Here is a 25,714-nt window from a genome sequence, read left to right as displayed (position 1 = left end):
CCGTGATGGTTCTTCACTGCGATTCCCAACCTGGCTCGGCGGATAACCGCGAGCGGTCATTCGCCCTACGCGACGGGCGCCACTTGGCAGGCGCTACCCGCCGAGCGGATGGCTGGCGTCAGCGACCGAGGTAGACCTCGATCACCTGTTCGTCGGCCTGTACCTCCGCCAGCGAGCCTTCGGCCAGCACGTGGCCCTGGTGCAGCACGGTGACATGGTCGGCGATGCTGCCGACGAAACCCATGTCGTGCTCCACCACCATCAGCGAGTGCTTGCGCGCCAGGGACTTGAACAGCTCGGCGGTGAATTCGGTCTCGGCATCGGTCATGCCCGCCACCGGCTCGTCGAGCAGCAGCAACTGCGGTTCCTGCACCAGCAGCATGCCGATCTCGAGGAACTGCTTCTGGCCGTGGGACAGCAAACCCGCCGGACGCTGCCGCGACTCCAGCAGGCGGATGGTGGCGAGCACCTCCTCGATGCGTTCCCTCTGCGTGCCGTCGAGCCGCGCGCGCAGGCTGGCCCACACCGACTTGTCGGCCCTCTGCGCCAGTTCGAGGTTCTCGAACACGCTCAGGGCCTCGAACACCGTGGGCTTCTGGAACTTGCGGCCGATCCCGGCCTGGGCGATCTGCACCTCGCTCATGCGGGTCAGGTCGAGGGTGTCGCCGAAATACGCGGTACCGCTCTGCGGGCGGGTCTTGCCGGTGATCACGTCCATCAGGGTGGTCTTGCCGGCGCCGTTGGGGCCGATGATGCAGCGCAATTCGCCGACGCCGATGTACAGGGTCAGGTCGCGCAGGGCCTTGAAGCCGTCGAAGCTGACGTTGATGTCTTCCAGGCTGAGGATGGTGCCGTGGCGCGCGTCCAGCCGGCCGCTGGTGGCGGCGCCCAGGCCGATGGCGTCGCGGCCGCTGCCGGCGGTATCGAGGCCGGGGTGGAAGGCCGGTTCGAGCATCAGGTGCGGGGTGGTCCTCATTGCTCCTTCTCCTTGCGCAGCAGGCCGAGCAGGCCGCGCGGCAGGTACAGGGTGACGACGATGAACAGCGCGCCGAGGAAGAACAGCCAGTATTCCGGGAAGGCCACGGTGAACCAGCTCTTCGCGCCGTTCACCACGCCGGCGCCGAGCAGCGGGCCGAGCAGGGTGCCGCGTCCGCCGAGGGCGACCCAGACGGCGGCCTCGATGGAGTTGGTCGGCGACATCTCGCTGGGGTTGATGATCCCCACCTGCGGCACGAACAGCGCGCCGGCGAGGCCGCAGAGCACCGCGCTCAGGGTCCAGACGAAGAGCTTGTAGCCGCGCGGGTCGTAGCCGCAGAACATCAGGCGGTTCTCGGCGTCGCGCAGCGCGGTGAGGACCCGGCCGAACTTGCTCCGCGCCAGGCGCCAGCCGAGCAGCAGGCTGGCCGCGAGCAGCGCGACGGTGGCGAGGAACAGGGCGGCGCGGGTGCCCGGCGCGGTGATCGGGAAGCCGAGGATGCTGCGGAAGTCGGTGAAGCCGTTGTTGCCGCCGAAACCGGTCTCGTTGCGGAAGAACAGCAGCATGCCGGCGAAGGTCAGGGCCTGGGTCATGATCGAGAAGTACACGCCGCGGATCCGCGAGCGGAAGGCGAAGTAGCCGAAGGCGAAGGCCAGCGCGCCGGGCACCAGCACCACCAGGCACAGCGCCCAGAGGAAGTGCTGGGTGCCGGCCCAGTACCAGGGCAATTCGTTCCAGGAAAGGAAGGTCATGAACGCCGGCAGGCTGTCGCCGGAGGCCTGGCGCATCAGGTACATGCCCATGGCGTAGCCGCCGAGGGCGAAGAACAGCCCGTGGCCGAGGGACAGCAGGCCGGCGTAGCCCCAGACCAGGTCGAGGGCGAGGGCGACGATGGCGTAGCAGAGGATCTTGCCGGTCAGGGTCAGGCTGTAGGCCGAGAGGTGCAGCGCGCTGTCCGCCGGCAGCAGGTGCAGCAGCGGCATGACCAGCAGCGTGGCGAAGGCTGCGCCGAGCGCGATAGCGGTGACGCGGCCGCCGGCCCGGCGGGCGAGGGTGACGGTGAGTGGCTGGTTCAATCGATGACCCTCCCTTTCAGGGCGAACAGTCCCTGCGGGCGTTTCTGGATGAACAGGACGATCAGCGCGAGGATCAGGATCTTGCCCAGCACCGCGCCGATCTGCGGTTCGAGGATCTTGTTCGCCACGCCGAGGCCGAAGGCGGCGAGGACGCTGCCGGCGAGCTGGCCGACGCCGCCGAGCACCACCACCAGGAAGGAGTCGATGATGTAGCCCTGGCCGAGGTCCGGGCCGACGTTGCCGACCTGCGACAGGGCTACCCCGCCGAGCCCGGCGATGCCCGAGCCGAGACCGAAGGCGAGCATGTCCACGCGCCCTGTGGGCACCCCGCAGCAGGCCGCCATGTTGCGGTTCTGGGTCACCGCGCGGACGTTCAGGCCGAGCCGCGTGCGGTTCAGCAGCAGCCAGGTGAGGAGCAGCACGAACAGGGCGAAGCCGATGATGACGATGCGGTTCCACGGCAGCACCAGGTTCGGCAGCACCTGTATGCCGCCGGACAGCCAGGCCGGGTTGGCTACCTCGACGTTCTGCGCGCCGAACAGCATCCGCACCAGTTGGATCAGCACCAGGCTGATGCCCCAGGTGGCGAGCAGGGTTTCCAGCGGCCGGCCGTAGAGATGGCGGATCACCGTGCGCTCCAGGGCCATGCCGATGGCGGCGCTGACGCAGAACGCCACCGGTAGCGCCAGCAACGGGTAGAGCGCCAGCCATTCCGGCGCCAGGCGCTGGAACAGCAGTTGCACCACGTAGGTGGAGTAGGCGCCGAGCATGAGCATTTCGCCGTGGGCCATGTTGATCACCCCGAGCAGGCCGTAGGTGATCGCCAGGCCGAGCGCCGCGAGCAGCAGGATCGAGCCCAGCGACAGGCCACTGAAGGCCTGGCCGAGCAGGTCGCCGACCAGCAGCCGGCGCTTGACCTGGGCCAGGCTGGTGGCGGCGGCGATGCGCACGCCTTCCTCCGGTTCCACCGCCGGGTCGAGCAGGTTCTCCAGGCGGGTTCGCGCCAGCGGATCGCCGGACTCGCCGAGCAGGCGCACGGCGGAAAGGCGTAGCGCCGGGTCGGGATCGCCGAGTTGCAGGTTGGCCAGGGCCAGGCCGAGGGCTTCCTTCACGCCAGCGTCGCTCTCGATCCGCAGGCGCGCTTCGAGCAGCGGCCGTTGCGCGGCCTTGGCGGTTTTCTGCAACTGCTGCGCGGCGGCCTGCCGCAGCGGCACTTCGTTGGCCACCAACTGGTGGCTGGCCAGGGCGGTGTTGAGCAGGCCGCGCAGGCGATTGTTCAGGCGCAGCGGCTTCGGCTCGCCGTCCGGCAGGGCGTCGCCTTCGGCGGCCTGGAAACGCTGGTCGGCGCCGAGGATGAATGGCTGCTGGCGGCTGTCCAGCGCAATGCGGTTGTGGCGCAGCGCTTCGAGAAAGGCCAGGCGATCGGCGTCGGGCGTCGCCGCCCAGTGTTCGAGCAGGTGGGCGCGACCGCCGTTGTCGGCAGCGGCGAAGTCCTGCGCCGGTCCGGCGTAGGCCGTCACCGCGAGAAGGGCGGCCAGGACCAGGACACAGGCCTGGAGCGGGCGGGTGAGGAGGGCAAGGGGCATGCTGGGGTTCCTGGGCGACGTGCGGTATGGCCGGTCCCCCGCCCTCTCCCTGAAGGACGAGGGGGCCGTTAGGCGCGCGACCGGGGCGTTCCCGTTCCGTTCAGGGGAACGCCTGGTCAGGGGGGCAGGGTTCTTCACGGCAGAACTCAGTTGCTCTTCAGCGCATGCTCCGGCTTCTTCTCGTTGCCCGGGATGAACGGGCTCCAAGGTTGCGCGCGAAGCGGCTCGGGGGTCTTCCAGACCACTTCGAACTGGCCGTCGTCCTGGATCTCGCCGATCATCACCGGCTTGTGCAGGTGGTGGTTGCTCTTGTCCATGACCAGCGTGTAGCCGGATGGCGCCTTGAAGCTTTGCCCGGCCATCGCCTCGCGAACCTTGTCGACCTCGGTGCTGCCGGCCTTTTCCACGGCCTGCGCCCACATGTGGATGCCGACGTAGGTGGCTTCCATGGGGTCGTTGGTCACCGCGGTGCCGTAGTTCGGCAGGTTCTTCGCCTTGGCGTAGGCTTTCCAGTCGGCGACGAACTTCTCGTTGACCGGATTGCTCACCGACTCGAAGTAGTTCCATGCCGCGAGGTTGCCGACCAGCGGCTTGGTGTCGATGCCGCGCAGTTCTTCCTCGCCTACGGAGAAGGCCACCACCGGTACCTCGGTGGCTTCCAGGCCCTGGTTGGCCAGTTCCTTGTAGAAGGGCACGTTGGAGTCGCCATTGACGGTGGAGACCACCGCGGTCTTGCCGCCTGCGGCGAACTTCTTGATGTCGGCGACGATGGTCTGGTAGTCGCTGTGGCCGAACGGCGTGTAGACCTCCTGGATGTCCTTGTCGTCCACGCCCTTGCTGTGCAGGAAGGCGCGCAGGATCTTGTTGGTGGTGCGCGGGTAGACATAGTCGGTGCCGAGCAGGAAGAAGCGCCTGGCGCCGCCGCCGTCCTCGCTCATCAGGTACTCCACCGCCGGGATCGCCTGCTGGTTCGGCGCCGCGCCGGTATAGAAGACGTTCGGCGAGAGTTCCTCGCCCTCGTACTGGACCGGGTAGAACAGCAATCCGTTGAGTTCCTCGAACACCGGCAACACCGATTTGCGCGACACCGAGGTCCAGCAACCGAAGACCACCGCGACCTTGTCCTGGGTCAGCAACTGGCGGGCCTTTTCCGCGAACAGCGGCCAGTTCGACGCGGGATCGACCACCACCGCCTCCAGCTTCCTGCCGTTGACCCCGCCCTTGGCGTTAATCTCGTCGATGGTCATCAGGGCCATGTCCTTCAGCGAGGTCTCGGAGATCGCCATGGTCCCGGACAGCGAGTGGAGGATGCCGACCTTGATGGTTTCGGCGGCCTGGATGGACCAGGACAGGCCCATGGAAGCGATGGACGCGGACAGCGTGAAGGCCTTGAGCAGACTGCGACGTTTCATTGGTGTTGTTCTCCATTCACCAGCGGTCGGGGCGGCAGTTTTCAGGAGGCGTCGTGCTTGTCGTCGGGCATCCGTCCGGTGGACGGCGGGGTGCGCACTGCGGCCTGGATCTCTTCGTCGAGGCTCCAGAGCAAAGGCTGTGCCTCTTCTTGGCGCTGGCCGGTATCGGTCGGCGAAAAGGCGCCGCGAGTCGCCGGGGAAGCATGCCGAGCAGGTCTGGCTATGCCGGGGAAGGCTGCGTTTTCAACGGGTTTTCGCCGGATATCGACGGAGAAGGCGCCGTGGGCTCCGGAAGGGGAGGCGTCGCGCTGACCTCCCTCCTTGCCGCCGGCGGCGCGTCCATGGGTACGCCGTCGCTCCGTCCTGGCACCACCGCGGTGCGTCAGGGCGCGGCATCCAGGGCGTCCGCCTCAGGCTGGTGCGCTCAGCCTGGGAACAGCGAACCCTTCAGGCCGGTGACGATGATCTGCGCCGCCAGTGCGCAGACGAACAGGCCCATCAGGCGACTGACGATCTGTAGCCCCTGGTCGCCAAGCAGGCGTTCGATGCGGTCGGAAAGATAGAGCGTGGTGCCGAGGGTCAGGCAGGCGAGGAAGATCGCCACCAGGGAGATCAGCTTGGCCTCCCAGCCCTGGCCGACGCCCATCACCAGCAGCGCGCCGATGGTGCCGGGGCCGACGGTGAGAGGAATGGTCAGCGGGACGATGGTCACGTCCTGCTGCACGTTGTCGCTCTGCACCGCCGCGCGGCCCTGGGCCATGCCCAGCGCGGAGATGAACAGCACGCTGCCGGCGCCGATGCGGAAGGCGTCGGCGGTGATACCGAAGAGGATGAAGATGTAGCGGCCGAACAGGTACAGCGCGACGCTGGCGATCAGCGCCGCCAGGGCCACCCGCCAGGCCATGCGCTTGCGGTCGCGCGGGCCGAAGCCGCGGCTGAGGCTGATGAAGCAGGACAGCACGAAGAAGGGGCTATAGAGCACCAGCATCTTCAGGTAGACGCTGAACAGCAAATGCATGGAGGCGCTTCCGGTCCGGGTGTGGGCATGAGCATAGCGTGCGACGGGCCGGTGCGATGTCCGGCGGGTTGGCAATATGCCGGTTCGCGTGGCATGTGACAACGAGGCCGGATGTCGGCGGATAACGCCGTTGGCGTCATGCGCCCTACGGGAGCCGGGACCACCGGGGCGTAGGGCGAATAACCGCGTGCGGTTATCCGCCGTGGCGGAAGTGGCGGTATCGGCGGATAACGCCGTTGGCGTTATGCGCCCTACGGGAGGCGGGACCACCGGGGCGTAGGGCGAATAACCGCGTGCGGTTATCCGCCGTGGCGGAAGTGGCGGTGTCGGCGGATAACGCCGTTGGCGTTATGCGCCCTACGGGAGGCGGGACCACCGGGGCGTAGGGCGAATAACCGCGTGCGGTTATCCGCCGTGGCGGAAGTGGCGGTATCGGCGGATAACGCCGTTGGCGTCATGCGCCCTACGGGAGCCGGGACCACCGGGGCGTAGGGCGAATAGCCGCGTGCGGTTATCCGCCGTGGCGGAGGCCGGGTGCAGCGCCGGAGCACGTCGCTGCCCTCAGGAGGGCAGGGCGTCGCCCTGGCGGCGGCGATCGCGTTCGCCGACCCAGTAGGCGATCAGCTCACGCAATTGCGACAGCTCCACCGGCTTGGCCATGTGCCCGTCCATGCCGACCAGCCGCGCGCGTTCCTTGTGTTCGCTGAGGATGTGCGCGGTGAGCGCCACCACCGGAGTATGCGGGCGCTGTTCGTGGGCTTCCCAGGCGCGGAGCTGCTCGGTGGCGGAGAAGCCGTCCAGAACCGGCATCTCGCAGTCCATCAGCACCAGGTCGTACTGGGTCGCCTTCATCGCGCTGAGCGCCTCCTGGCCGTTGCTGGCGGTGTCCGGCTGGAGGTTGAGCTTGTTCAACATGCCGCGGATGACCTTGGTGGAGATGCTGTTGTCCTCGGCGACGAGGATCCGGAAGTCGCTCGGCAGGCTCGGCGCCTGCGCTTCCTTGGCCGGTTGCAGGTAGTTGGTGACGCCGCTGACGCCGCGCTGGGCGAGTTCGTCGGCGAGGGTCGCCTTCAGCGTGTAGCCGGCCACCGGCTTGGCCAGGATGCGCTTGATCCCGGCGTTGCGGGCGATGATCTTGCTCGGCGCGTTGCTGATCCCGGTGAGCATGATCAGCAGGATGTCGTGGTTGAGGTTGGGGTCTTCCTTGATCTTCGCCGCCAGTTGCATGCCGGTCATGCCGGGCATGTCCTGGTCGAGCAGGACCACGTCGAAGTACTCGCGCAGGTGCGCCTTGGTGCGCAACTGGGCCAGCGCCTCCTTGCCGGACGACACCGCGCTGACGTTCAGGCCCCAGCCGCTGCACTGCTGCACCAGCACCTTGCGGCAGGTTTCGTTGTCGTCCACCACCAGCAGCCGGGCGCCCTGCAGCGGGCCGTCGAGGTCGGCGGTGGGGTTCTCCAGCTGCTGCGGGTCGAGCGGCAGGGTCAGCGACAGGGTGGTGCCCTGGCTGCTGCCGGACTGGATGCCGAACTCCCCGCCCATCAGCCGCACCAGTTGGCGGGCGATGATCAGGCCGAGGTGGCTGCCGAGCTTGCTGGCGGAAAGGAAGTCGCCGCTGTGCAGCTCGGCGGTGAGCAGCGCCTCGCGCTCCTTGGCGTCGAACGGGTGGCCGCTGTCCTGCACGGCGATGCGCAGGCGTGGCGTCTCGCCCTGGTCGTCGAGGGCCACCACCAGCAGGATCTCGCCTTCCTCGGTCTGCTTGAACGCGTTGTCCAGCAGGCTCAGGACCACCTGGCGCAGGCGCGTCGGATCGCCGCCGATGACCCGCGGCACCTGCGGCTGGGTGAAGCTGATCAGCTCGATGCGCTGCTGCTCGGCCTTGACCCGGAAGATATCCAGGCAGTCCTCGATCAACGCGTTGAGGTCGAACTGCACTTCGTCCAGCTCGATCTGCCCGGACTCCAGCTTGGAGATGTCGAGTATCTCGTTGATCAGCGTGAGCAGCTCGTTGCCGGCGCTGTGGATGGTCTGCACGTAGTCGCGCTGCTTCGCCGACAACGGGGTGCCGAGGAGCAGTTCGGTCATGCCCAGCACGCCGTTCATGGGCGTGCGGATCTCGTGGCTGATCTTGGCCAGGAACTCGGCCTTGGTCTGCAATTCCGCGGTGTGCGCCGCCTCGCTGGTGCGCTGTTGCAGGTTGAGCTGCTGGATCAGCCGCTGGCGTTCGGTGAGCGAGACGCTCAGGACCAGCCCGGCGAGGGTGGCGAAGCTGAACACGCCGAGCACCAGCCAGCCCGGATCGAGTTGCTTGGTGCCGAACAGTACCGGCAGGAACACCATGAAGCCGGCGTTGAACACGATCATCCCGGCAACGATCAGGCGCGCCGGCTGGTAGCCGCGATACCAGTGCCAGGCCGCGATCAGCGGGACGCTGAGCGAACTGAGGATCACCAGCAGGTAGATCAGCCAACTGAACCAGAGTTGCTGGGTGAAGGCGATGATCGCGCCGACCGCCAGGATCAACAGCGCCTCGCCTTGCAGGAGGCGGTTCAGGCGGCTTTCCGCAGTGCCGCGGAAGAAGCTGCAGGCGAACCACAGCAGGCTCACCGCGGCGCCGAGGGCGCCGAGGTCGGCGGTCAGCGACTGGTTGAACTTGAGTCCCGGCAGCCAGAACGCCACCAGCCCCAGGTTCGCCGCGGCGCAGACCGCCAGCGCCGCGTGCACCGCCGCCAGCCACAGGCTGCTGGCGCTGCGCGAGTAGGCGAAGCGGATCAGGTTGTACATCAGCAGCAGGAGCATGCCGCCGAGCAGCATGCCGAAGGCGTAGGCGGGCTTCTCCAGGCCGACCAGGCCGGCTTCGTCGATCTGGTCGAACCAGGCCATCAGCGGATGGTTGGAGGTCATCCGCACGTACAGGGTCATCGGCTTGCCGTCGACCGGCAGCGAGAACAGGTAGGAGCGCGAGGGCAGCGGGCGCTCCTGGAACGGTCGCGACTCGCCGGTGTGCTGGTCCCGCACCAGTTGGCCGTCCTGCACCAGGTAGTAGTCCAGGTACTGCACCCGCGGGGCGAAGATCCACAGCCAGCTCGGCACCTTCTGCGCGGGAAGCTGGACCTGCAGCCAGACCGCCTGGGGGCTGGCGGGGAAGATGAAGGAGCGCTTGGCCAGCGGGCGGAACTGCTCCTTGCGCTGGAGGACGTCGGCGATCCGCAGTTGCGCGCTCTCGTCGCGCAGCAGGCGCCAGTTCTGGTTGACGCTGGGGGTGGTGGCGGTGGTTTGCAGGGGAACGCTGGAAACGCCGGCGTCGTCCGCGACCGCCGGCGACATCGGACCGAGCAGAAGCAGCAGGAAGCTGACGAGTAGTCCTATGGCGATCCGAAGCCGTACCACGGCGAAGTCCCTTCGAAGGTGAATGGCCGGATTATAGCCAAGTGGCCGTGGCAACGGCATAGGCCGCGGAAGCGCCGTGCGGCGCCCGCGGCCTCGGGCCCGGTCAGGACTCGCCGCGCTCGCGGGCGATGGCACGGTAGCCGATGTCCTTGCGGTAGAAGCAGCCGTTCCAGCGGATCTTCTCGGCCAGGCGATAGGCCTGTTGCTGGGCGGCGGACACGCTCTCGCCGATGGCGGTGGCGCAGAGAACGCGGCCTCCGGAGGTGACCACCTGGCCATCCTTCAGCGCGGTGCCGGCGTGGAACACCTTGCCGTCCAGCGCGGCGGCCTCGGCCAGGCCTTCGATGACCTCGCCCTTGGCGTAGTCGCCCGGATAGCCGCCGGCGGCCAGTACCACGCCCACGGTCGGACGCGGGTCCCAGGTCGCCTCGACCTTGTCCAGCGCCTTGGCCAGGGCGGCCTCGACCAGCAGGACCAGGGAGGACTCCAGGCGGACCATGATCGGCTGGGTTTCCGGATCGCCGAAGCGGCAGTTGAATTCGATGACCTTGGGCGCGCCGCTCTTGTCGATCATCAGGCCGGCATAGAGGAAGCCGGTATAGACGTTGCCTTCCTCGGCCATGCCGCGCACGGTCGGGTAGATCACTTCGTCCAGCACCCGCTGGTGGACCTCGGCGGTGACCACCGGGGCCGGCGAGTAGGCGCCCATGCCGCCGGTGTTCGGCCCGCTGTCGCCATCGCCGACGCGCTTGTGGTCCTGGCTGGTGGCCATCGGCAGCACGTTCTGGCCGTCGACCATGACGATGAAGCTGGCCTCCTCGCCATCGAGGAACTCCTCGATCACCACGCGCGAGCCGGCGTCGCCGAAGGCATTGCCGGCGAGCATGTCGCGCACGGCGGCTTCGGCTTCGTCCAGGTTCATGGCGACGATCACGCCCTTGCCCGCGGCCAGGCCATCGGCCTTGATGACGATGGGTGCGCCCTGCTCGCGCAGGTAGGCCAGGGCCGGCTCGACCTCGGTGAAGTTGCGATAGGCGGCGGTGGGGATCCGGTGGCGGGCGAGGAAGTCCTTGGTGAAGGCCTTCGAGCCTTCCAGCTGGGCGGCGCCGGCGGTCGGGCCGAAGATATCCAGGCCGCGCTCACGGAACAGGTCGACCACGCCTGCCACCAGCGGCGCCTCGGGACCGACGATGGTCAACTGGACGTTCTTCGCGGCGAAGTCGGCCAGTTGCTCCAGGGCCAGCAGGTCGATGGCGACGTTCTCGCACTTGGCTTCGGTGGCGGTGCCGGCGTTGCCCGGGGCGACGAAGACCTTCGCCACGCGCGGGTCCTGGGCGACTTTCCAGGCCAGGGCATGTTCACGACCGCCGCTGCCGATGATGAGTACGTTCATGGGGTTCTCCTGGCGCAACGGCGGGTAACGCGCCGCGTTATCCGCCCTGCGTGAAATTCGTGGGTAGGGCGGCTGACCGCATCGCGCTCAGCCGCCGTGATACTCAATGGCGGAAATGGCGCATGCCAGTGAACACCATCGCGATATCCGCCTCGTCGGCCGCCGCGATCACTTCGTTGTCGCGCATCGAGCCGCCCGGCTGGATCACCGCGGTGATGCCGGCCTTGGCCGCGTTGTCGATGCCGTCGCGGAACGGGAAGAAGGCGTCGGAAGCCATCACCGCGCCTTTCACTTCCAGGCCAGCGTGCTCGGCCTTGATCGCGGCGATCCGTGCGGAGTTGACCCGGCTCATCTGGCCGGCGCCGACGCCGACGGTCTGGCGGTTCCTGGCGTAGACGATGGCGTTGGACTTGACGAACTTGGCCACCTTCCAGGCGAAGATCAGGTCGTGGATCTCCTGCTCGGTGGGCGCGCGGCGAGTGACTATCTTCAGGTCCTCGGCCTTGATCATGCCGATGTCGCGGCTCTGTACCAGCAGGCCGCCGTTGACCCGCTTGAAGTCCCAGCCCGGGGCGCGCTCGGCTGGCCATTCGCCGCATTCGAGCAGGCGTACGTTGGCCTTGGCGGCGACCACCTCGCGGGCGGCGGCGGAAATCTTCGGCGCGATGATCACCTCGACGAACTGGCGCTCGACGATGGCCTTGGCGGTTTCGCCGTCCAGCTCGCGGTTGAAGGCGATGATGCCGCCGAACGCCGATTCGCTATCGGTGGCGTAGGCCAGGTCGTAGGCCTTGCGGATGCCGCCTTCGTCTTCCGGCACCACGGCGACGCCGCAGGGGTTGGCATGCTTGACGATCACGCAGGCCGGCTTGAGGAAGCTCTTCACGCATTCCAGGGCGGCGTCGGTGTCGGCGACGTTGTTGAACGACAGTTCCTTGCCCTGCAACTGGATGGCGGTGGAGACGCTGGCCTCGCCTTTCTTCGCCTCGACGTAGAACGCCGCGCTCTGGTGCGGGTTCTCGCCGTAGCGCATTTCCTGGGCCTTGACGAACTGACTGTTGAAGGTGCGCGGGAAGGCGCCGCGGTCGGCGGTGCCTAGGGTATCGCGGGTCTGGTCGATGGTACCCAGGTAGTTGGCGATCATGCCGTCGTAGGCGGAGGTGTGCTCGAACGCCTTGAGGGCCAGGTCGAAACGCTGGGCGTAGGTCAGGCCGCCGGCCTTGAGGGATTCGATCACGGCGGCGTAGTCGCCGGCATTGACCACGATGGCGACATCCTTGTGGTTCTTCGCCGCCGAACGGACCATGGTCGGCCCGCCGATATCGATGTTCTCGATGGCGGTAGGCAGGTCGCAGTCGGGCCTGGCCACCGTGGCCTCGAAGGGATACAGGTTGACCGCCACCAGGTCGATCGGCTTGATGCCGTGCTGCTCCATGACCGCGCCGTCCAGGTCGCGGCGACCGAGGATACCGCCATGCACCTTCGGGTGCAGGGTCTTCACCCGACCGTCCATCATTTCCGGGAAGCCGGTGTAGTCGGCCACTTCCACGGCAGAGATGCCGTTGTCCCGGAGCAGCTTGTAGGTGCCGCCGGTGGAAAGGATTTCCACGCCGAGGGCGACCAGCTCACGGGCGAAGTCGACGACGCCGGTCTTGTCGGAAACGCTGATCAGCGCGCGGCGGATGGGCAGGCGGGTGGTTTGGTCGGTCATTGCAAGGGTCCTGAGGGCTGGCTTCCGGCCGCGGGTGCCGGCCGGGACGCGCGCCCTTGGCCGGAGCCCGCCGCCGCTCTTAAAGAAGATCGTATTGCTTGAGTTTCTTGCGCAGGGTCCCGCGGTTCAGGCCGAGTAGCTCGGAGGCCTTGGTCTGGTTCCCCTTGACGTGGTTCATGACGGTTTCCAGCAGCGGCGCTTCGACTTCGCAGAGCACCATGTTGTAAACGTCCGTGACCGGCTGCCCTTCGAGGTGGGCGAAGTAGTTGTGCAATGCCTTCTCCACGCTGTCGCGCAGGGTCTGCCCTTCTTGCGTCGGCGTGGTGAGGTGCTGTTTCAGGTTGGCGTTGTCGCTCACGGGCGTTGTTCCACTCACTAAAGTCTCGGTCGTCATCGTTGTCATGCGGCCACCCCTGTTCCGTTGTTCTGGCGCTCGGCGAAGAACTGCCTGACGCTGGCGCACTGCGCATCCGTGTCCTGCAAACGATTGAACTGGGCGCGGAATTCCCTTGCGCCCGGCAGAGTCGCGAGATACCACCCCACATGCTTGCGGGCGATCCGCACACCCATTTCTTCCCCATAAAAAAGGTGCAGCTCCGCGAGGTGTTCGAGCAGGATGCTCTGCACTTCGGGAAGCGGCGCCGCCGGCAGGTGCTCGCCGGTCCGCAGGTAATGGTCGATCTCGCGGAAAATCCACGGTCTTCCCTGGGCGGCCCGACCGATCAGCAGGGCATCCACCCCGGTCTGCTCGATGACTTTCCTGGCCTTTTCCGGCGAATCGATGTCGCCATTGGCGAACACCGGTATCGACACGGCCTGCTTGATCGCCGCGATGGTCTCGTACTCCGCCTCCCCGGCGTACAGGTCGGCGCGGGTCCGGCCATGCACCGCAAGAGCCTGGATCCCCGCCTGTTCGGCGAGCTTCGCGACGGTGACGCCGTTACGGTTGTCCCGGTCCCAGCCAGTCCGGATCTTCAGGGTGACCGGTACGTCGACCGCCCTGACCACGGCATCGAGGATCTCGGCGACCAGCGCCTCGTCCCGCAGCAGGGCGGACCCCGCTGCCTTGTTGCATACCTTCTTCGCCGGGCAGCCCATGTTGATGTCGATGATCTGCGCACCGAGTTCCACATTGCGCTGCGCGGCCTCGGCCAGCATGGCCGGATCGCCACCGGTGATCTGCACCGAGCGCGGCTCGTCCTCGCCATCGTGGATCAGGCGCAGGCGCGACTTGCGGCTGTTCCACAGGCGGACGTCGCTGGTCACCATCTCCGATACCACCATCCCGGCGCCAAGGCGACGGCAAAGCTGACGGAACGGACGATCGGTCACCCCGGCCATCGGCGCGAGGATCAGTCTGTTGGGCAGTGTATATGGGCCGATGCGTACCACCGACATGGGGCTTCCCTGTCTTGCGGTGCTGCGAAAAAAGGGAGGGCATGATACCCGCTCTGGATGACCGGATAAAGGCTGTTTTGGATAAATTCTGAACAGCCGATTCCTTAGTTCTTACAGTTGGAAGACGAGCGGCACTTGCGCCTGGCGCTCCGCGCGAGCGGGTGGGCGTAGCGGCCCGGCGGCGACCGGCGAGGTCTTTCCGGTCACTCCGGGGAATGGAAGCTCAGGCTGTAGTTCACCGCCTTCGGACCCGGGTCGAGGATGTCCAGCGACACGTGGATCGGTACCTGCGGTGGCATTTCCGTTCGTCCGGCCAGCTCGCCGCCGAGGTACTCGCCGGGCTTGAAGCGGCGATTGGCGATGAGGTGGCCGTTGAGGTCGGCGAAGCGCAGTTCCAGCAGCGGGAACGGCTGCGAGAAGCTGGCGCGGTTGTAGATGATCGCGTCGACCACCAGCGCGCCGCTGAATTCGGGATGGCTGCGGACCACCAGGTTGCTGCTCCTGATCTGCTCCACGTCGACCTTGGAGGGAAGGGTGCAGCCGATTTCCGGGCAGAGCTGGGCGAACCAGGGGCGATAGGCGTCCTGGCGCGCCAGTTCGTCGAAATGGTAGGCGATGTACTGAGCGGCGAGACCGCCCAGCGCCAGCAGGATCAGCAGCAGCCAGCCGAGACGCCGCGGCCATTGGCGCCGGGGCTTCTCCCAGGCCAGTTGCAGCGGCTCGTCGCGCAACTGGTCGAGACTCTCGACCGGCGCCTCGTCCGGTTTGCGGGCGCTGCCCAGGGGCGCGACGGACTGTTCCTCGGCGCTTTCCTCGTCGTCTTCATCCAGGGCGCTCAGGCCGTGGCGGCGCTTGCCGAGGCTGGGCTCGTCGTCATCGTCGTCATCGAGGCTGAGGCGAAGTTCCGGCGGATCCTCGGCGCGGCGCAGCGGCACGAAGGATACCCGCTCTTCCGCCAGCGGTTCGCCGAGGCTCGGTTCCTGGCGCGGATTGCCGCGCGCCGGCTGGGCCGGTTCGGCATCGGCGATCAGCGCCTCGGCCCAGCGTTCGTCATGTGGATCGCGTTCGTCGTCGCGGCGCGCCAGCAGGCTTTCCGCCGGTCGCGGGGCCTTCTCGATGCTGGAGAATTCCTGGTTCAGCTCGAATTCGTCGAGCTTGGCCAGTTCCTCGTCGAGGTTGAGGCTGTCCAGGTCGAGGTCGTCATGGATCCACAGGGTTTCGTCGCGCGGGCGCGCTGCCGGGGGCGCGGCCGAGGTGGCGGCCGCGACGCTGGGCGCGGGTGGCGGAGCGGCGGCCGGCTTCGCTTCGGCTGCCGAAGGAGCGTTCGCGCGCGGCGCGCCACCGACCTGGTGTTGCAGGGCGTTGAAGACTTTCAGGCAGGTGCCGCAGCGGACCGCGCCATTGGCGGCGCCCAGTTGCGCGTCGTTGACGCGGAAACTGGTGCTGCAATGGGGACATTGGGTGATGACGCTTTCGCTCATGCGGCGATCCGTAGGGAAAATCCGGCGGCTAGTCTACCCCAAGCTTCTTGCACGAAGGCAGTGGGGCGGGATCAGTGGTGGCTGGCAGCGCGCCATCAATCGGCGCGGCGGCGGCCGCTGATGCGGATCCAGCCTTCGCGCTCGGCGGTCGGGTCGAGATCGAAGTGTGCGGAGTAGGCCGCGCGGACCTCCGCGGCCTGCTCGGCGAGGATGCCGGACAACGCCAGCAGGCCGCCGGGACGTACCAGGCCGGTCAGTTGCGGGGCGAGGGAAACCAGCGGGCCGGCGAGGATATTGGCGACCAGCACGTCGGCCTGTCGCTGCGGCAGGTCCGCCGGCAGGTAGACAGGGAACCGCGCGGGCTCGATACCGTTGCGCGAGGCATTGTCGCGCGAGGCTTCCAGGGCCTGTGGATCGATGTCGGTGCCGACCGCCCGTTCGGCGCCGAGCAGCAGCGCGGCGATGGCGAGGATTCCCGAGCCGCAGCCGAAGTCGAGCACCTGCCGGCCGGCCAGTTCCTGGCCGTCGAGCCATTCCAGGCACAGCGCGGTGGTCGGGTGGGTGCCGGTGCCGAAGGCCAGGCCCGGATCGAGCAGCAGGTTGACCGCGTCCGGCTCGGGGGCGGCGTGCCAGCTCGGCACGATCCACAGGCGGCGGCCGAAACGCATCGGCTGGAAGTTGTCCATCCAGCTGCGTTCCCAATCCTGGTCGGCGATTTCCTCGACATGGTGCTCGGGCAGGTCGCCGCCGGTAAGCAAGGCGAGGTGGGCGAGCAGGGCGGTCTCATCGGTGTCCGCTTCGAACAGCGCCAGCAGGTGGGTGCGCGACCACAGCGGGGTGGTGCCGAGGTCCGGCTCGAAGATCGGCTGGTCTTCGGCGTCCATGAAGGTCACGGAGACGGCGCCGACTTCGAGCAGGGCGTCTTCGTAGGTTTCGGCCTGTTCCGGGGTGATGGCCAGGCGAACTTGTAACCAGGGCATGGGGCGACCTCTGTTGCGGCTGTAAACGAAACGGGCCGCCCAGGGGCGACCCGTTTTCCACCGCGCAAGCTTACTTGAGGCTAGCCGGCGCTGCCACTCTCTGCCGTGGCCTCGCCGCGCAGTTGCGCCAGGCCGCGATTGGCCAGGTGGCAGGTACCGCCGCCGAGCACCGCCGGCAGCAGCAGGTTGAGCAGCGGCACCAGCGCCAGGAGCAGTATCAGCAGGCCGAACAGCAACAGGCTGCCGCGGCGAGCACGAAGCACGGCGAGCTGCTCGCCGGCATCGGCCAGCCCGGCCAGCGTGGCGGGCAGCAGGAAGCGGATGTTCAGGTAGGCCAGCGCCAGCAGCAGGAGTACACCGTTGTAGAGCGGAACCAGCAGGCCGACCAGGATCGATCCGGAAACGCCCAGCCAGGGTGCCAGGCGGAAGCCGGCGGCACGCCACAGCGAGATCCTTTCGCCGGAGGCAGGTGCCAGTCGCGGGTAGCGTTGGCGGACCTGTTCCTTCAGTTGTCCGAGCAGGCCGATGCGCAGGCCCAGGCGGATGCCGAAGACGATGCTGGCGGCGTACAGGGCGACGAAGAACAGCGCGGCATAGCCGACGAAATAGAACGCCAGTTGCGCCAGTCCCGCCAGGCCGTTGAAGGCCGCCAGCGGATCGAAGTACGGGCCACCGCTGCCGGCCTCGATCAGCGAGCCGCTGGGGATCAGGGCGAAGTTGGCCACGCTGAATGCCGTGTACAGCGCGGCCCAGCCGCAGAGGCGGATGATCGGTTCGAAGAAATGCACGAACAGCCAGGTGCACAGCACGCTGACGAGAATGCACAGGCTCGCGGAGCGGAAGAGTGCGGCGGGTTGCAGGCTTTCCCTGAAACCCAGGGCGAAGCAGGTCGCGGCCTCGGTCGCGGCGGCCAGCGATTGGCGGTACCAGCGGCGGATGCGTTCCATGCAGGAGTCCGGTGGTGGAGGGGCGACGAGGATAGCACCGTTGGGGCGGCCGGCAGGCGGAAACGACAAGGGCCGCCCGGAGGCAGCCCTTGTGCGCAGCGACTGACGGATCAGTGCTTGTCCATACCCAGTTTCTTCTCCAGGTAATGGATGTTCACCCCGCCCTTGCAGAAGGCGGCGTCGCGCACCAGGTCCTTGTGCAGTTCGGTATTGGTCTTGATACCGTCGACGATCAACTCGTCCAGGGCATTGCGCATCCGCGCCAGCGCCTCGTCGCGGTCGGCACCGTAGGTGATGACCTTGCCGACCAGCGAGTCGTAGTTCGGCGGCACGCTGTAGCCGCTGTAGAGGTGCGAGTCGACGCGCACGCCGTTGCCGCCGGGGGCGTGGAAGTGCTTGACCTTGCCCGGGCTGGGCATGAAGGTCTTCGGGTCTTCGGCGTTGATCCGGCATTCCAGCGCATGGCCGCGGATGACCACGTCCTCCTGGCGGATCGAGAGCTTCTCGCCGGAGGCGATGCGCAGCATCTCCTTGACGATGTCGACACCGGTGACCATCTCAGATACCGGGTGCTCCACCTGCACGCGAGTGTTCATCTCGATGAAGTAGAAGCGGCCGTTCTCGTAGAGGAACTCGAAGGTGCCGGCGCCGCGGTAGCCGATCTCGATGCAGGCCTGGACGCAGCGGGCGAAGACTTCCTGGCGAGCCTTCTCGTCGATGCCGGGGGCCGGCGCCTCTTCGATCACCTTCTGGTGGCGGCGCTGCAGGGAGCAGTCGCGGTCGCCGAGGTGGATGGCGTTGCCCTGGCCGTCGGAAAGCACCTGGACTTCCACGTGGCGCGGGTTGGTCAGGAACTTCTCCAGGTAGACCATCGGGTTGCCGAACGCCGCGCCGGCCTCGGTGCGGGTCAGCTTGGCCGACTTGATCAGCTCGGATTCGTCGTAGACCACGCGCATGCCGCGCCCGCCGCCGCCGCCGGCGGCCTTGATGATCACCGGGTAGCCGACCTCGCGGGCGATCGCCAGGGCGGTTTCTTCATCTTCCGGCAGCGGGCCGTCGGAGCCCGGCACGGTGGGGACGCCGGCGCGCTTCATGGCGTCCTTGGCCGAGACCTTGTCGCCCATCAGGCGGATCACCTCGGCGGTCGGGCCGACGAAGGTGAAGCCGGAGCGTTCGATCTGCTCGGCGAAGTCGGCGTTCTCGGCGAGGAAGCCGTAGCCGGGGTGGATCGCGGTGGCGCCGGTGACCTCGGCCGCGGCGATGATCGCCGGGATCTGCAGGTACGACTGGGTGGCCGGGGCCGGACCGATGCACACCGATTCGTCGGCGAGCGACAGGTGCATCAACTCGCGGTCGGCGGTGGAGTGTACCGCCACCGTCTTGATCCCCAGCTCCTTGCATGCGCGAAGGATGCGCAAGGCGATTTCGCCGCGGTTGGCGATCAGCACTTTTTCCAACATCGCAGGTTCCCCGCGGCTTAGACGATGGTGAACAGCGGCTGGTCGAACTCAACCGGCTGGCCGTTCTCCACCAGGATCGACTCGATGGTGCCGCTAACTTCGGCTTCGATGTGGTTCATCATCTTCATGGCTTCGACGATGCACAGGATGTCGCCTTTCTTCACGCTCTGGCCGACTTCGACGAAGTTGGCCGAGGTCGGCGAGGCGGCGCGGTAGAAGGTGCCGACCATCGGCGAGCGAACCACGTTGCCGTTCAGCTTCGGCGCGGCCGGGGCGCTTTCCGCGGCAGCGGCGGCCGGAGCGGCGGCTGCCGGCGCCGGCGCGGCGACCGGAGCGGCGAAGGCCGGAGCCTGTGCGTACACCGGCTGGGCGGCGGTCTTGCTGTGGCGGCTGATGCGTACCGACTCTTCGCCTTCGCGGATTTCCAGTTCGTCGATACCGGACTCTTCCAGCAGCTCGATCAGTTTCTTGACTTTACGAATGTCCATTAGCGCTAGCACTCCCAGTGAGGTCAGGGGCGTTGAAGTTGTTCAAGGGCGGATTCCAGGGCCAGGCGGTAGCCTGTGGCGCCGAGACCGCAGATCACCCCTACCGCCACGTCGGAGAGGTAGGAGTGATGCCGGAAAGGTTCACGTTTGTGCACGTTCGACAGGTGCACTTCGATGAATGGGATGCTCACCGCAAGCAGCGCGTCACGTAACGCGACGCTGGTATGGGTGAATGCCGCCGGATTGATGATGATGAAGTCCACGCCTTCGTCGCGCGCGGCATGGATCCGGTCGATCAGTTCGTATTCGGCGTTGCTTTGCAGATGCAGCAGGTGGTGGCCGGCTTCGCGGGCGCGGCGCTCGAGGTCCTGGTTGATCTGCCCGAGGGTGGTCGAACCGTAGGTGCCGGGCTCGCGGGTGCCCAGCAGGTTCAGATTCGGCCCGTGCAATACGAGGAGGGTCGCCATTGTCTTGTTGATTGTCCTGTACAGGCTGCAAACGGCAAGCGGGCACTATGCCGGAATTTCCGTATGACTGTCCAGTCACTGTTAGATTGCAGTAGATCGCCGCATGTTGACCGGCAATTGCGGCAGAAGTATGTCAGCGCATGTCACTGCCGGGTAGCGGCCCGGCGCAGTCGTTCGGCGAGCCCGGCGGCGTCGATCTCTCCGATGACGCGCAAGTCGCTCCATTCGTCACCGCCCGGGGCGAAGAACAGGATCGCCGGCGGACCGAACAGGTTGTAGCGGTCCAGCAGGCCGCGCTGGGCCGGGTTGCTTTCGGTGATGTCGAAGCGCAGCAGGCGGTAGGCCGGCAGTCGTGCCTGCACCGTGGGATCGGTGAGAACCTGGCGCTCGATGACCTTGCAACTGATGCACCAGTCCGCATACCAGTCCAGCAGCACCGGCTTGCCGGCCTGACGTGCCTCGGCCAGGGCGGCGTCCAACTGCGCCGGGGTGGTCAGGTTCTGCCATTCGCCGGGCGTGCTCGGCGGCCCGGCATGGATCGACGGCACCGAGCGGCCCAGCGGATGGATCGGGTCCGACTCGCCCTGCAGGGCGCCGATCCAGGCGGCCACCGCGTAGGTCAGGAACATCAGGCCAAGCAGTTGCAGCAGGCGGCGTGCGGCGCTCTTCGGGGTGAATTCGAGGGCGCCCAGGGCCAGGCCGGCGCCGCCGGCGAGCATGCCCCAGAGCATCAGCGCCACCGGGCCGGACACCACCCGCTCCAGTAGCCACACGGCGACCGCCAGCAACAGCACGCCGAAGGCGTTGCGCACGCCGTTCATCCAGGCTCCGCTCTTGGGCAGCAGGGCGCCGCCGCCGGCGCCGAACACCACCAGCGGCGTACCCATGCCCAGGCCGAGGGCGAACAGTTGCAGGCCGCCCCCCCAGGCATCGCCGCTGGCGCTGATATAGAGCAGCGAGGCGGCCAGCGGGGCGGAGACGCAGGGCGAGACCAGCAGGCTGGAAAGCACGCCGAGGGTGGCCGCGCCGAGGATCGAGCCGCCGCGCGCATCGCCGGCCAGGCGGTCGAGCGGTTCGCGGATGAAGCCGGGCAGGCGCAGCTCGAAGAAGCCGAACATGGCCACGGCGAACAGCGCGAAGAACGCCGCGAATGGCACCAGTACCCAGGGCGACTGCAATTGCGCCTGGAGATTGAGGCTGGCGCCGAACATGCCCATCAGCGCGCCGAGCAGGGCGAAGCAGAGCGCCATCGGCAGCACGTAGGCGAGCGACAGGACGAAGCCGCGACCACCGCCCGGCCGGCCGCGCAGGACCACTCCGGAGAGGATCGGCAGCATCGGCAGCACGCAGGGGGTGAAGGTCAGGGTCAGGCCGGCGAGGAAGAAGAACAGCAGGCTGCGCTTGCCCTTGTGCTCGAGCGGGCCCTTGCCGGCCGCGTCGCTCGCGGCTGGCGTCGCGGCACCGCCGTCGATGTCGAAGCGCCTGGTTTCCGGGGGGTAGCAGAGGCCCTTGTCGGCGCAGCCCTGGTACGTCACCACGAGGGTATAGGGCTGCCGGGCCGGGTTGTTCAGGGGAATCTTCAGGTCGACGATGTTGTAGTAGACCTCGGTATCGCCGAAGTACTCGTCGTGGTGCTGCTTGCCCGCCGGCAGCTGCACCTGGCCGAGGCTGACCTGGGCTGGCTCGACCTTGAACTGGAAGCGGTGGCGGTAGAGGTAGTAGCCCTCGGCGTTGACGAAGCGCAGCAGCACGTGCTGCGCGTCGCTGCGCTCGACGCTGGGCTTGAACGCCTGGTCGACCTTGAGGAAGCCGCCGCCATCGAGGCCGCCGCCGAGGGAGGCGCCGGGACGGCTGTCGAACAGGCCCGCGCCGGCGGGCAGGGCGACCAGCAGGAGGATCAGGGTCAGCAGGCGGCGCATGGATATCTCGTCGGATCAAAAGCCGGAATGATAGCGGAAAGCCGGGCCCGATCGAGCCCCGTGCGGCTGATCAGGTCCTGCCCCGGTTCCGCTGAGCGGTATCCGACCGGTCCGAAGCCAGACGGTTCCTCTGGCGCCTTGCGGCACGTCGCCGCAGGGTCACAGGCGGAAAGCCTGCACCGTGGTGCGCAGGTCGCCGCCCAGTTGCCGCAGTTGCTCGCCCTGTTCGCGGCTATGGCCGATCAGCCGCAGGTTTTCCCCGCCCAGGGCGTGGATGCGTTCGCTGTGCGAGCGAATCTCGCCGACCGCCTGGCTCTGCTGGGTCGAGCCTTCGGCGATGCGTTCGGCCATCACGCCGATGGTATGGATCGCGGCGACCACTTCGTCCAGCGCGCCTTCCGCCGCGCCGGCCTGTTCGGCGGTGCGTTCGGCATGCTCGACCTGGCTGCGCATGGCCTCCACCGATTGCCGCGCGGCCTGTTGCAGGCGGCCGATGAGCTGCTGGATCTCCTCGGTGGCGCCGGCGGTGCGCTGGGCCAGCGAGCGGACTTCCTCGGCGACCACGGCGAAGCCGCGGCCCTGGTCGCCGGCGCGGGCGGCCTCGATGGCGGCATTGAGGGCGAGCAGGTTGGTCTGTTCGGCGATCGAGCGGATCACCGTCAGCACGCTGCCGATGGTCGCCGACTCCTCGGCCAGGCGCTCGATCGACTGGGCGTTGCCTTGCACCTCGTCGACCAGCTCGCGCAGGCCGCCCAGGCTCTCGCCGATCACCCGCTGGCCATGCTCCACTGCCTGGCCTGCGCTGCGACTGGCGTCGGCGGTCTGGCTGGCGTCTCCGGCGACCTGCTGGATCGCCGCTTCCATGTCGCCGAGGGCGTCGCGGATCTGCCCGGTATCGCCGGCCTGGCGCTCGACCCCGGCGTGCAGGCCGCTGCTGACCTCGGCCAGGGTCTGGCTGCTGCCGGCGACCTGTTCGGCGCGGCGGTGGATCGCGCCGACCAGCTCGGCGAGGAAGCTGCGCAGGCGGTTCAGCGAATCTTCCAGGTTGCGCAGGTCCTCGGTGCGGGTACGCAGGGATATGGGGCGCGAGAAGTCGCCGTCGGCCCAGGCCGAGAGCGCCGGCACCAGTTGCCCGAGGACCCGCGCCAGGCGTCTTTGCAGGCTGTCGATGGCGAGGGCGATGAGCAGGATCAGGGCGATCATCCCACCCTGGATCAGGCGTACCTGGCCTTGCAGGCGCTGGCGTTCGCCGCGCACCTGCGGTTCCAGGGTGGCCAGGGCCTGGCGCACCGCGTCCAGTCTGGCGCCGGTGTCGGCGGACAGTTGCTGGCGACGCTCGATCAGGTCGCGGGTGCGGCGCAACTCGTCCGGATAGCGTTGCAGCAGGCTGGCGAGTTCGCGCCGCAGCGCCACGCCGCGGTCTTCGGCATTGCCGGCGCCAGCCTCGGCGTCGCCGGCCAGCCCCATCATGGCGGCGAAGTCGTCGCTGGCCGAGCGTTGCTCGTCGAGCACGCCGAGCAGCGGCAAGGCCTCGATCCGCCCGGCCTGCTCGCGCAGGTTGGCCAATTCGCGCTCGACGTCGCCGGCCAGGGCCGGGTTGGCGCTTTCCACCAGCTTGGCGCGGGCCAGGCTGAGGCGGGTCAGGTGCAGGCTGGCGAGCAGCAGCGGGGTGCGGTAGGCGCCGGCCTGGGGCTGCTCCGTCGCGGCGTCCAGGTAGGCGGACCATTGTTCCAGGTTGCCGGCGAGGTCGCGCTCGGCCTGTAGCAGCAGGCCCTGCGGGTCGCCGGCGAGCTTGCCGGCGGCGAGCAGGTCGCCGGCGCTGAATTCGCGCAACTCCGCGAGGCTTGGCGCGAGGGTCCGGGCGAGGTCCGGCGGTAGCTCCGGCAAGGCCTCGGCGAGGCTTTCCAGGGCCTGCAGCGCGGCCTGCTGGCGCACGGCGTCGCCGCTGCCGAGGTACTGGCGGATGTTGCGCGCGACCTGTTCGTCGAAGCGCTGCGACAGCTCCAGGTACTGGTCGAGCAACTGGAACGGGCGCTCCATGGCGCGTTGCGACCACCACAGGGTGATTCCCAGGGCGAGGCAGACGGTGAGCAGGAGCAGGGTGTTGAGATTGGTGAGTTGCTTGAGGCGCATGGCGGGTCTCGTCCGACTACGGAGCGGCGAGACCGCAGGTTATTTCCGTTTGGTTACCGGGTGATGACAAAGAGCCATTACCGGGCGTCGGGACGATATACCTCGATCCGGTTGCGTCCGCCGTGCTTGGCCCGGTACAGCGCTTCGTCGGCCTGCTTGGCCATGCTCTTGATATCGAGGTCCGGGGTCAGCTCGGCGATGCCGCAACTGAAGGTGCAGCGCAGGTCGGTCGGTTGCGCCGGGTAGTGGATCTCGGCGAAGCGCTGGCGAATCTCGTCGAGCACCAGGCGCGCGGCGTCCAGATCGGTGTCCGGAAGGACCACGGCGAACTCCTCGCCGCCATAGCGGCCGATGTGGTCGGTCTTGCGAAGGCGCTGCTTGAGAAACAGCGCCAGGCCCTTGATCACCCGGTCGCCCATGGGGTGGCCGAAACGGTCGTTGACCTGCTTGAAGTGGTCGATGTCGAGCATCGCGAAGCTCAGCGGACGGCCATCGCGACGCGCGCGCAGGCGGGCGTCCTCGAGCAGTTGCAGGGTATGGGTGTGGTTGTACAGGCCGGTCAGGCTGTCGCGCACCATCCGCGCCTTCAGGCTGCGCGCGCGGCTGGCGCGGGTGCGCACGGTGGCGATCAGGTGGCGCGGGCGGATCGGCTTGGTGAGGAAGTCGTCGCCGCCTTCGCTCATGGCGTCCAGCTGCTTGTCCAGGTCGTCCTCGGCGGACAGGTAGATGATCGGCACGCTGACGTGGCGTTCGTGCTGGCGGATCACCTTGGCCAACTCGGTGCCCAGGCACTCGGGCATGTACATGTCGAGGATGATCAGGTCGGGCTGGAAGTCGCTCAGCTCAGCCATCACCGACAGCGGCTCGGTGAGCGCGCGGGTGATGATCCCGGCGCTGTTGAGGACCATCTCGGTGTGCAGCGCCTGGGCCCGGGAGTCGTCGACGATCAGTACCCGGTAGGGTTCGTAGAAGCTCAGGCGGCTGAGGGTCTCGATCTTTTCCAGCACGCTGGAGGCGTCCAGGGTGCCGGTGAAGAATTCCTGGCCGCCGGCACGGGCCGCGGCCAGGCGGGTTGGTGTGTCGGTCTCGCTGTCGCTGAAGAACAGCACCGGCAGCTTGTGTTCGAGGCCGGCCTGGGCCTCGCTGGCCAGTCGCAGGCCCATGTCGGGGCCGGCGAAATCGACTTCCATGACGATCGCCGCCGGGTAGCGTTCGCGCATGCTGGCGCGGAAGGCGTCGGCGGTCTCGCAGCTCAGCGCCTGCAGACCGAAGAATTCCAGTTGCTGGGCCAGGCGCTCGGCGCGTTCGCGGTCCTTCAGTGCCAGGTAGACCGGTTTGCGCAACGGCGGCAGGACGGTGTGCTCGAGCTGGTCGCCATGCCGCAGGCCGGTGCGCGACAGGCGCTGCATCAACTGGTTGAGTTCGCTGATCGACTCGCTGGAAAGCCGGCCGCGGTTGGCCTCGACGACGTCCAGGGTACGGTCGATGGCACCGGCCAACTGGGCATGCTCGGCTTGCTCGAAGCGTTCGGCGTAGCGCTGCAGGCGCAGGGTGGCGTCGGCCAGTTCTTCCATGCCGTCGCTGTTCCACTCCGCGCGGGTCAGGCGTTGCCAGACCTCCAGAACCTGGCGCGCCTGGTTGATCACTCGCTGGGCGAAGTGGTGCTTCAGGCGGTCCAGGGTCGGGTCATCGTGCTCGGTCATCATGACGCGCTTCTTTCGTGGTCTTCGCGGCAGAGCGTCGCTGCGAATGATGGCTCTATGCTATCACCTATCGCCATGAAAGCCAGCGGCCGTTGGGCGGCTGACGAGAGGAGCCTTTTCTTTTCCAAATGTCATCCCCACCTGTTGGTGGGTGCCTTTGTGCGACGGACTACGGC

At 67.6% G+C, this 25,714-nt stretch carries 19 protein-coding genes; all 19 read right to left on the bottom strand.

The window, feature by feature from the left end; translation table 11 throughout:
- Positions 1 to 118 precede the first annotated feature (118 nt).
- Positions 119 to 976 carry an urea ABC transporter ATP-binding protein UrtD gene (urtD, locus tag ACM0M4_RS27310; protein WP_003105136.1) on the bottom strand — a complete coding sequence of 286 codons (858 nt, stop codon included), beginning with the start codon at positions 974 to 976 and terminating at the stop codon, positions 119 to 121.
- Positions 973 to 2,052 carry an urea ABC transporter permease subunit UrtC gene (gene urtC, locus ACM0M4_RS27305; protein WP_003112319.1) on the bottom strand — a complete coding sequence of 360 codons (1,080 nt, stop codon included), beginning with the start codon at positions 2,050 to 2,052 and terminating at the stop codon, positions 973 to 975. The genes urtD and urtC overlap by 4 nt, the downstream gene beginning before the upstream one ends.
- Positions 2,049 to 3,638, bottom strand: a complete 1,590-nt coding sequence (gene urtB, locus ACM0M4_RS27300) for an urea ABC transporter permease subunit UrtB (protein ID WP_010793719.1) — start codon at positions 3,636 to 3,638, stop codon at positions 2,049 to 2,051. The genes urtC and urtB overlap by 4 nt, the downstream gene beginning before the upstream one ends.
- A gap of 146 nt (positions 3,639 to 3,784) precedes the next feature.
- Positions 3,785 to 5,050: an urea ABC transporter substrate-binding protein gene (urtA, locus tag ACM0M4_RS27295; RefSeq protein ID WP_003105144.1), complete on the bottom strand. Its 1,266-nt coding sequence runs from the start codon at positions 5,048 to 5,050 to the stop codon at positions 3,785 to 3,787.
- A 424-nt stretch (positions 5,051 to 5,474) separates the two neighbouring features.
- A complete protein-coding gene (locus tag ACM0M4_RS27290; RefSeq protein WP_003095417.1) occupies positions 5,475 to 6,068 on the bottom strand; it encodes a MarC family protein in 594 nt (197 codons plus the stop codon).
- 561 nt (positions 6,069 to 6,629) lie between these two features.
- Positions 6,630 to 9,458, bottom strand: coding sequence for a hybrid sensor histidine kinase/response regulator RetS (gene retS, locus ACM0M4_RS27285; RefSeq protein ID WP_003095412.1), 2,829 nt, complete (start codon positions 9,456 to 9,458; stop codon positions 6,630 to 6,632).
- Positions 9,459 to 9,561: 103 nt separating this feature from the next.
- Positions 9,562 to 10,851 (bottom strand): phosphoribosylamine--glycine ligase, encoded by a 1,290-nt coding sequence (gene purD / locus ACM0M4_RS27280; RefSeq protein ID WP_023089679.1) that lies wholly within the window; start codon positions 10,849 to 10,851, stop codon positions 9,562 to 9,564.
- A gap of 103 nt (positions 10,852 to 10,954) precedes the next feature.
- Positions 10,955 to 12,562, bottom strand: a complete 1,608-nt coding sequence (gene purH, locus ACM0M4_RS27275) for a bifunctional phosphoribosylaminoimidazolecarboxamide formyltransferase/IMP cyclohydrolase (protein WP_003105151.1) — start codon at positions 12,560 to 12,562, stop codon at positions 10,955 to 10,957.
- A 79-nt stretch (positions 12,563 to 12,641) separates the two neighbouring features.
- Positions 12,642 to 12,965: a DNA-binding transcriptional regulator Fis gene (gene fis / locus ACM0M4_RS27270; RefSeq protein WP_003121116.1), complete on the bottom strand. Its 324-nt coding sequence runs from the start codon at positions 12,963 to 12,965 to the stop codon at positions 12,642 to 12,644.
- Positions 12,962 to 13,960: a tRNA dihydrouridine synthase DusB gene (dusB, locus tag ACM0M4_RS27265; protein WP_221345450.1), complete on the bottom strand. Its 999-nt coding sequence runs from the start codon at positions 13,958 to 13,960 to the stop codon at positions 12,962 to 12,964. The genes fis and dusB overlap by 4 nt, the downstream gene beginning before the upstream one ends.
- 203 nt (positions 13,961 to 14,163) lie before the next feature.
- Complete coding sequence (locus ACM0M4_RS27260; RefSeq protein WP_003161322.1) at positions 14,164 to 15,441, bottom strand: DUF3426 domain-containing protein; 1,278 nt, start codon at positions 15,439 to 15,441, stop codon at positions 14,164 to 14,166.
- A 95-nt stretch (positions 15,442 to 15,536) separates the two neighbouring features.
- A complete protein-coding gene (prmA, locus tag ACM0M4_RS27255) occupies positions 15,537 to 16,421 on the bottom strand; it encodes a 50S ribosomal protein L11 methyltransferase (protein WP_003107506.1) in 885 nt (294 codons plus the stop codon).
- Positions 16,422 to 16,501: 80 nt separating this feature from the next.
- On the bottom strand, positions 16,502 to 17,368 hold the full coding sequence (locus ACM0M4_RS27250; protein WP_003112326.1) for an EI24 domain-containing protein: 867 nt from the start codon (positions 17,366 to 17,368) through the stop codon (positions 16,502 to 16,504).
- A 110-nt stretch (positions 17,369 to 17,478) separates the two neighbouring features.
- Positions 17,479 to 18,828 (bottom strand): acetyl-CoA carboxylase biotin carboxylase subunit, encoded by a 1,350-nt coding sequence (gene accC / locus ACM0M4_RS27245; protein ID WP_003095391.1) that lies wholly within the window; start codon positions 18,826 to 18,828, stop codon positions 17,479 to 17,481.
- 17 nt (positions 18,829 to 18,845) lie between these two features.
- Positions 18,846 to 19,316: an acetyl-CoA carboxylase biotin carboxyl carrier protein gene (gene accB, locus ACM0M4_RS27240; RefSeq protein WP_003110495.1), complete on the bottom strand. Its 471-nt coding sequence runs from the start codon at positions 19,314 to 19,316 to the stop codon at positions 18,846 to 18,848.
- A 23-nt stretch (positions 19,317 to 19,339) separates the two neighbouring features.
- The gene (gene aroQ, locus ACM0M4_RS27235) at positions 19,340 to 19,783 is read right to left on the bottom strand and encodes a type II 3-dehydroquinate dehydratase (protein ID WP_221345449.1); all 444 of its coding nucleotides are present in this window, start codon (positions 19,781 to 19,783) and stop codon (positions 19,340 to 19,342) included.
- Between the two features lie 143 nt (positions 19,784 to 19,926).
- A complete protein-coding gene (locus ACM0M4_RS27230) occupies positions 19,927 to 21,702 on the bottom strand; it encodes a protein-disulfide reductase DsbD (protein WP_003106232.1) in 1,776 nt (591 codons plus the stop codon).
- A gap of 159 nt (positions 21,703 to 21,861) precedes the next feature.
- Positions 21,862 to 23,835 (bottom strand): methyl-accepting chemotaxis protein CtpL, encoded by a 1,974-nt coding sequence (ctpL, locus tag ACM0M4_RS27225; RefSeq protein ID WP_054375807.1) that lies wholly within the window; start codon positions 23,833 to 23,835, stop codon positions 21,862 to 21,864.
- 77 nt (positions 23,836 to 23,912) lie between these two features.
- On the bottom strand, positions 23,913 to 25,541 hold the full coding sequence (gcbA, locus tag ACM0M4_RS27220) for a diguanylate cyclase GcbA (RefSeq protein WP_003106227.1): 1,629 nt from the start codon (positions 25,539 to 25,541) through the stop codon (positions 23,913 to 23,915).
- Between the last annotated feature and the right edge of the window lie 173 nt (positions 25,542 to 25,714).

Origin of the sequence: Pseudomonas sp. 18-147, from assembly GCF_051048045.1 — a bacterium.
Taxonomy (GTDB): domain Bacteria; phylum Pseudomonadota; class Gammaproteobacteria; order Pseudomonadales; family Pseudomonadaceae; genus Pseudomonas; species Pseudomonas aeruginosa.
The sequence above is the reverse complement of the archived record's forward strand: the minus strand, read 5'-3'. Positions and strand labels throughout refer to the sequence as shown.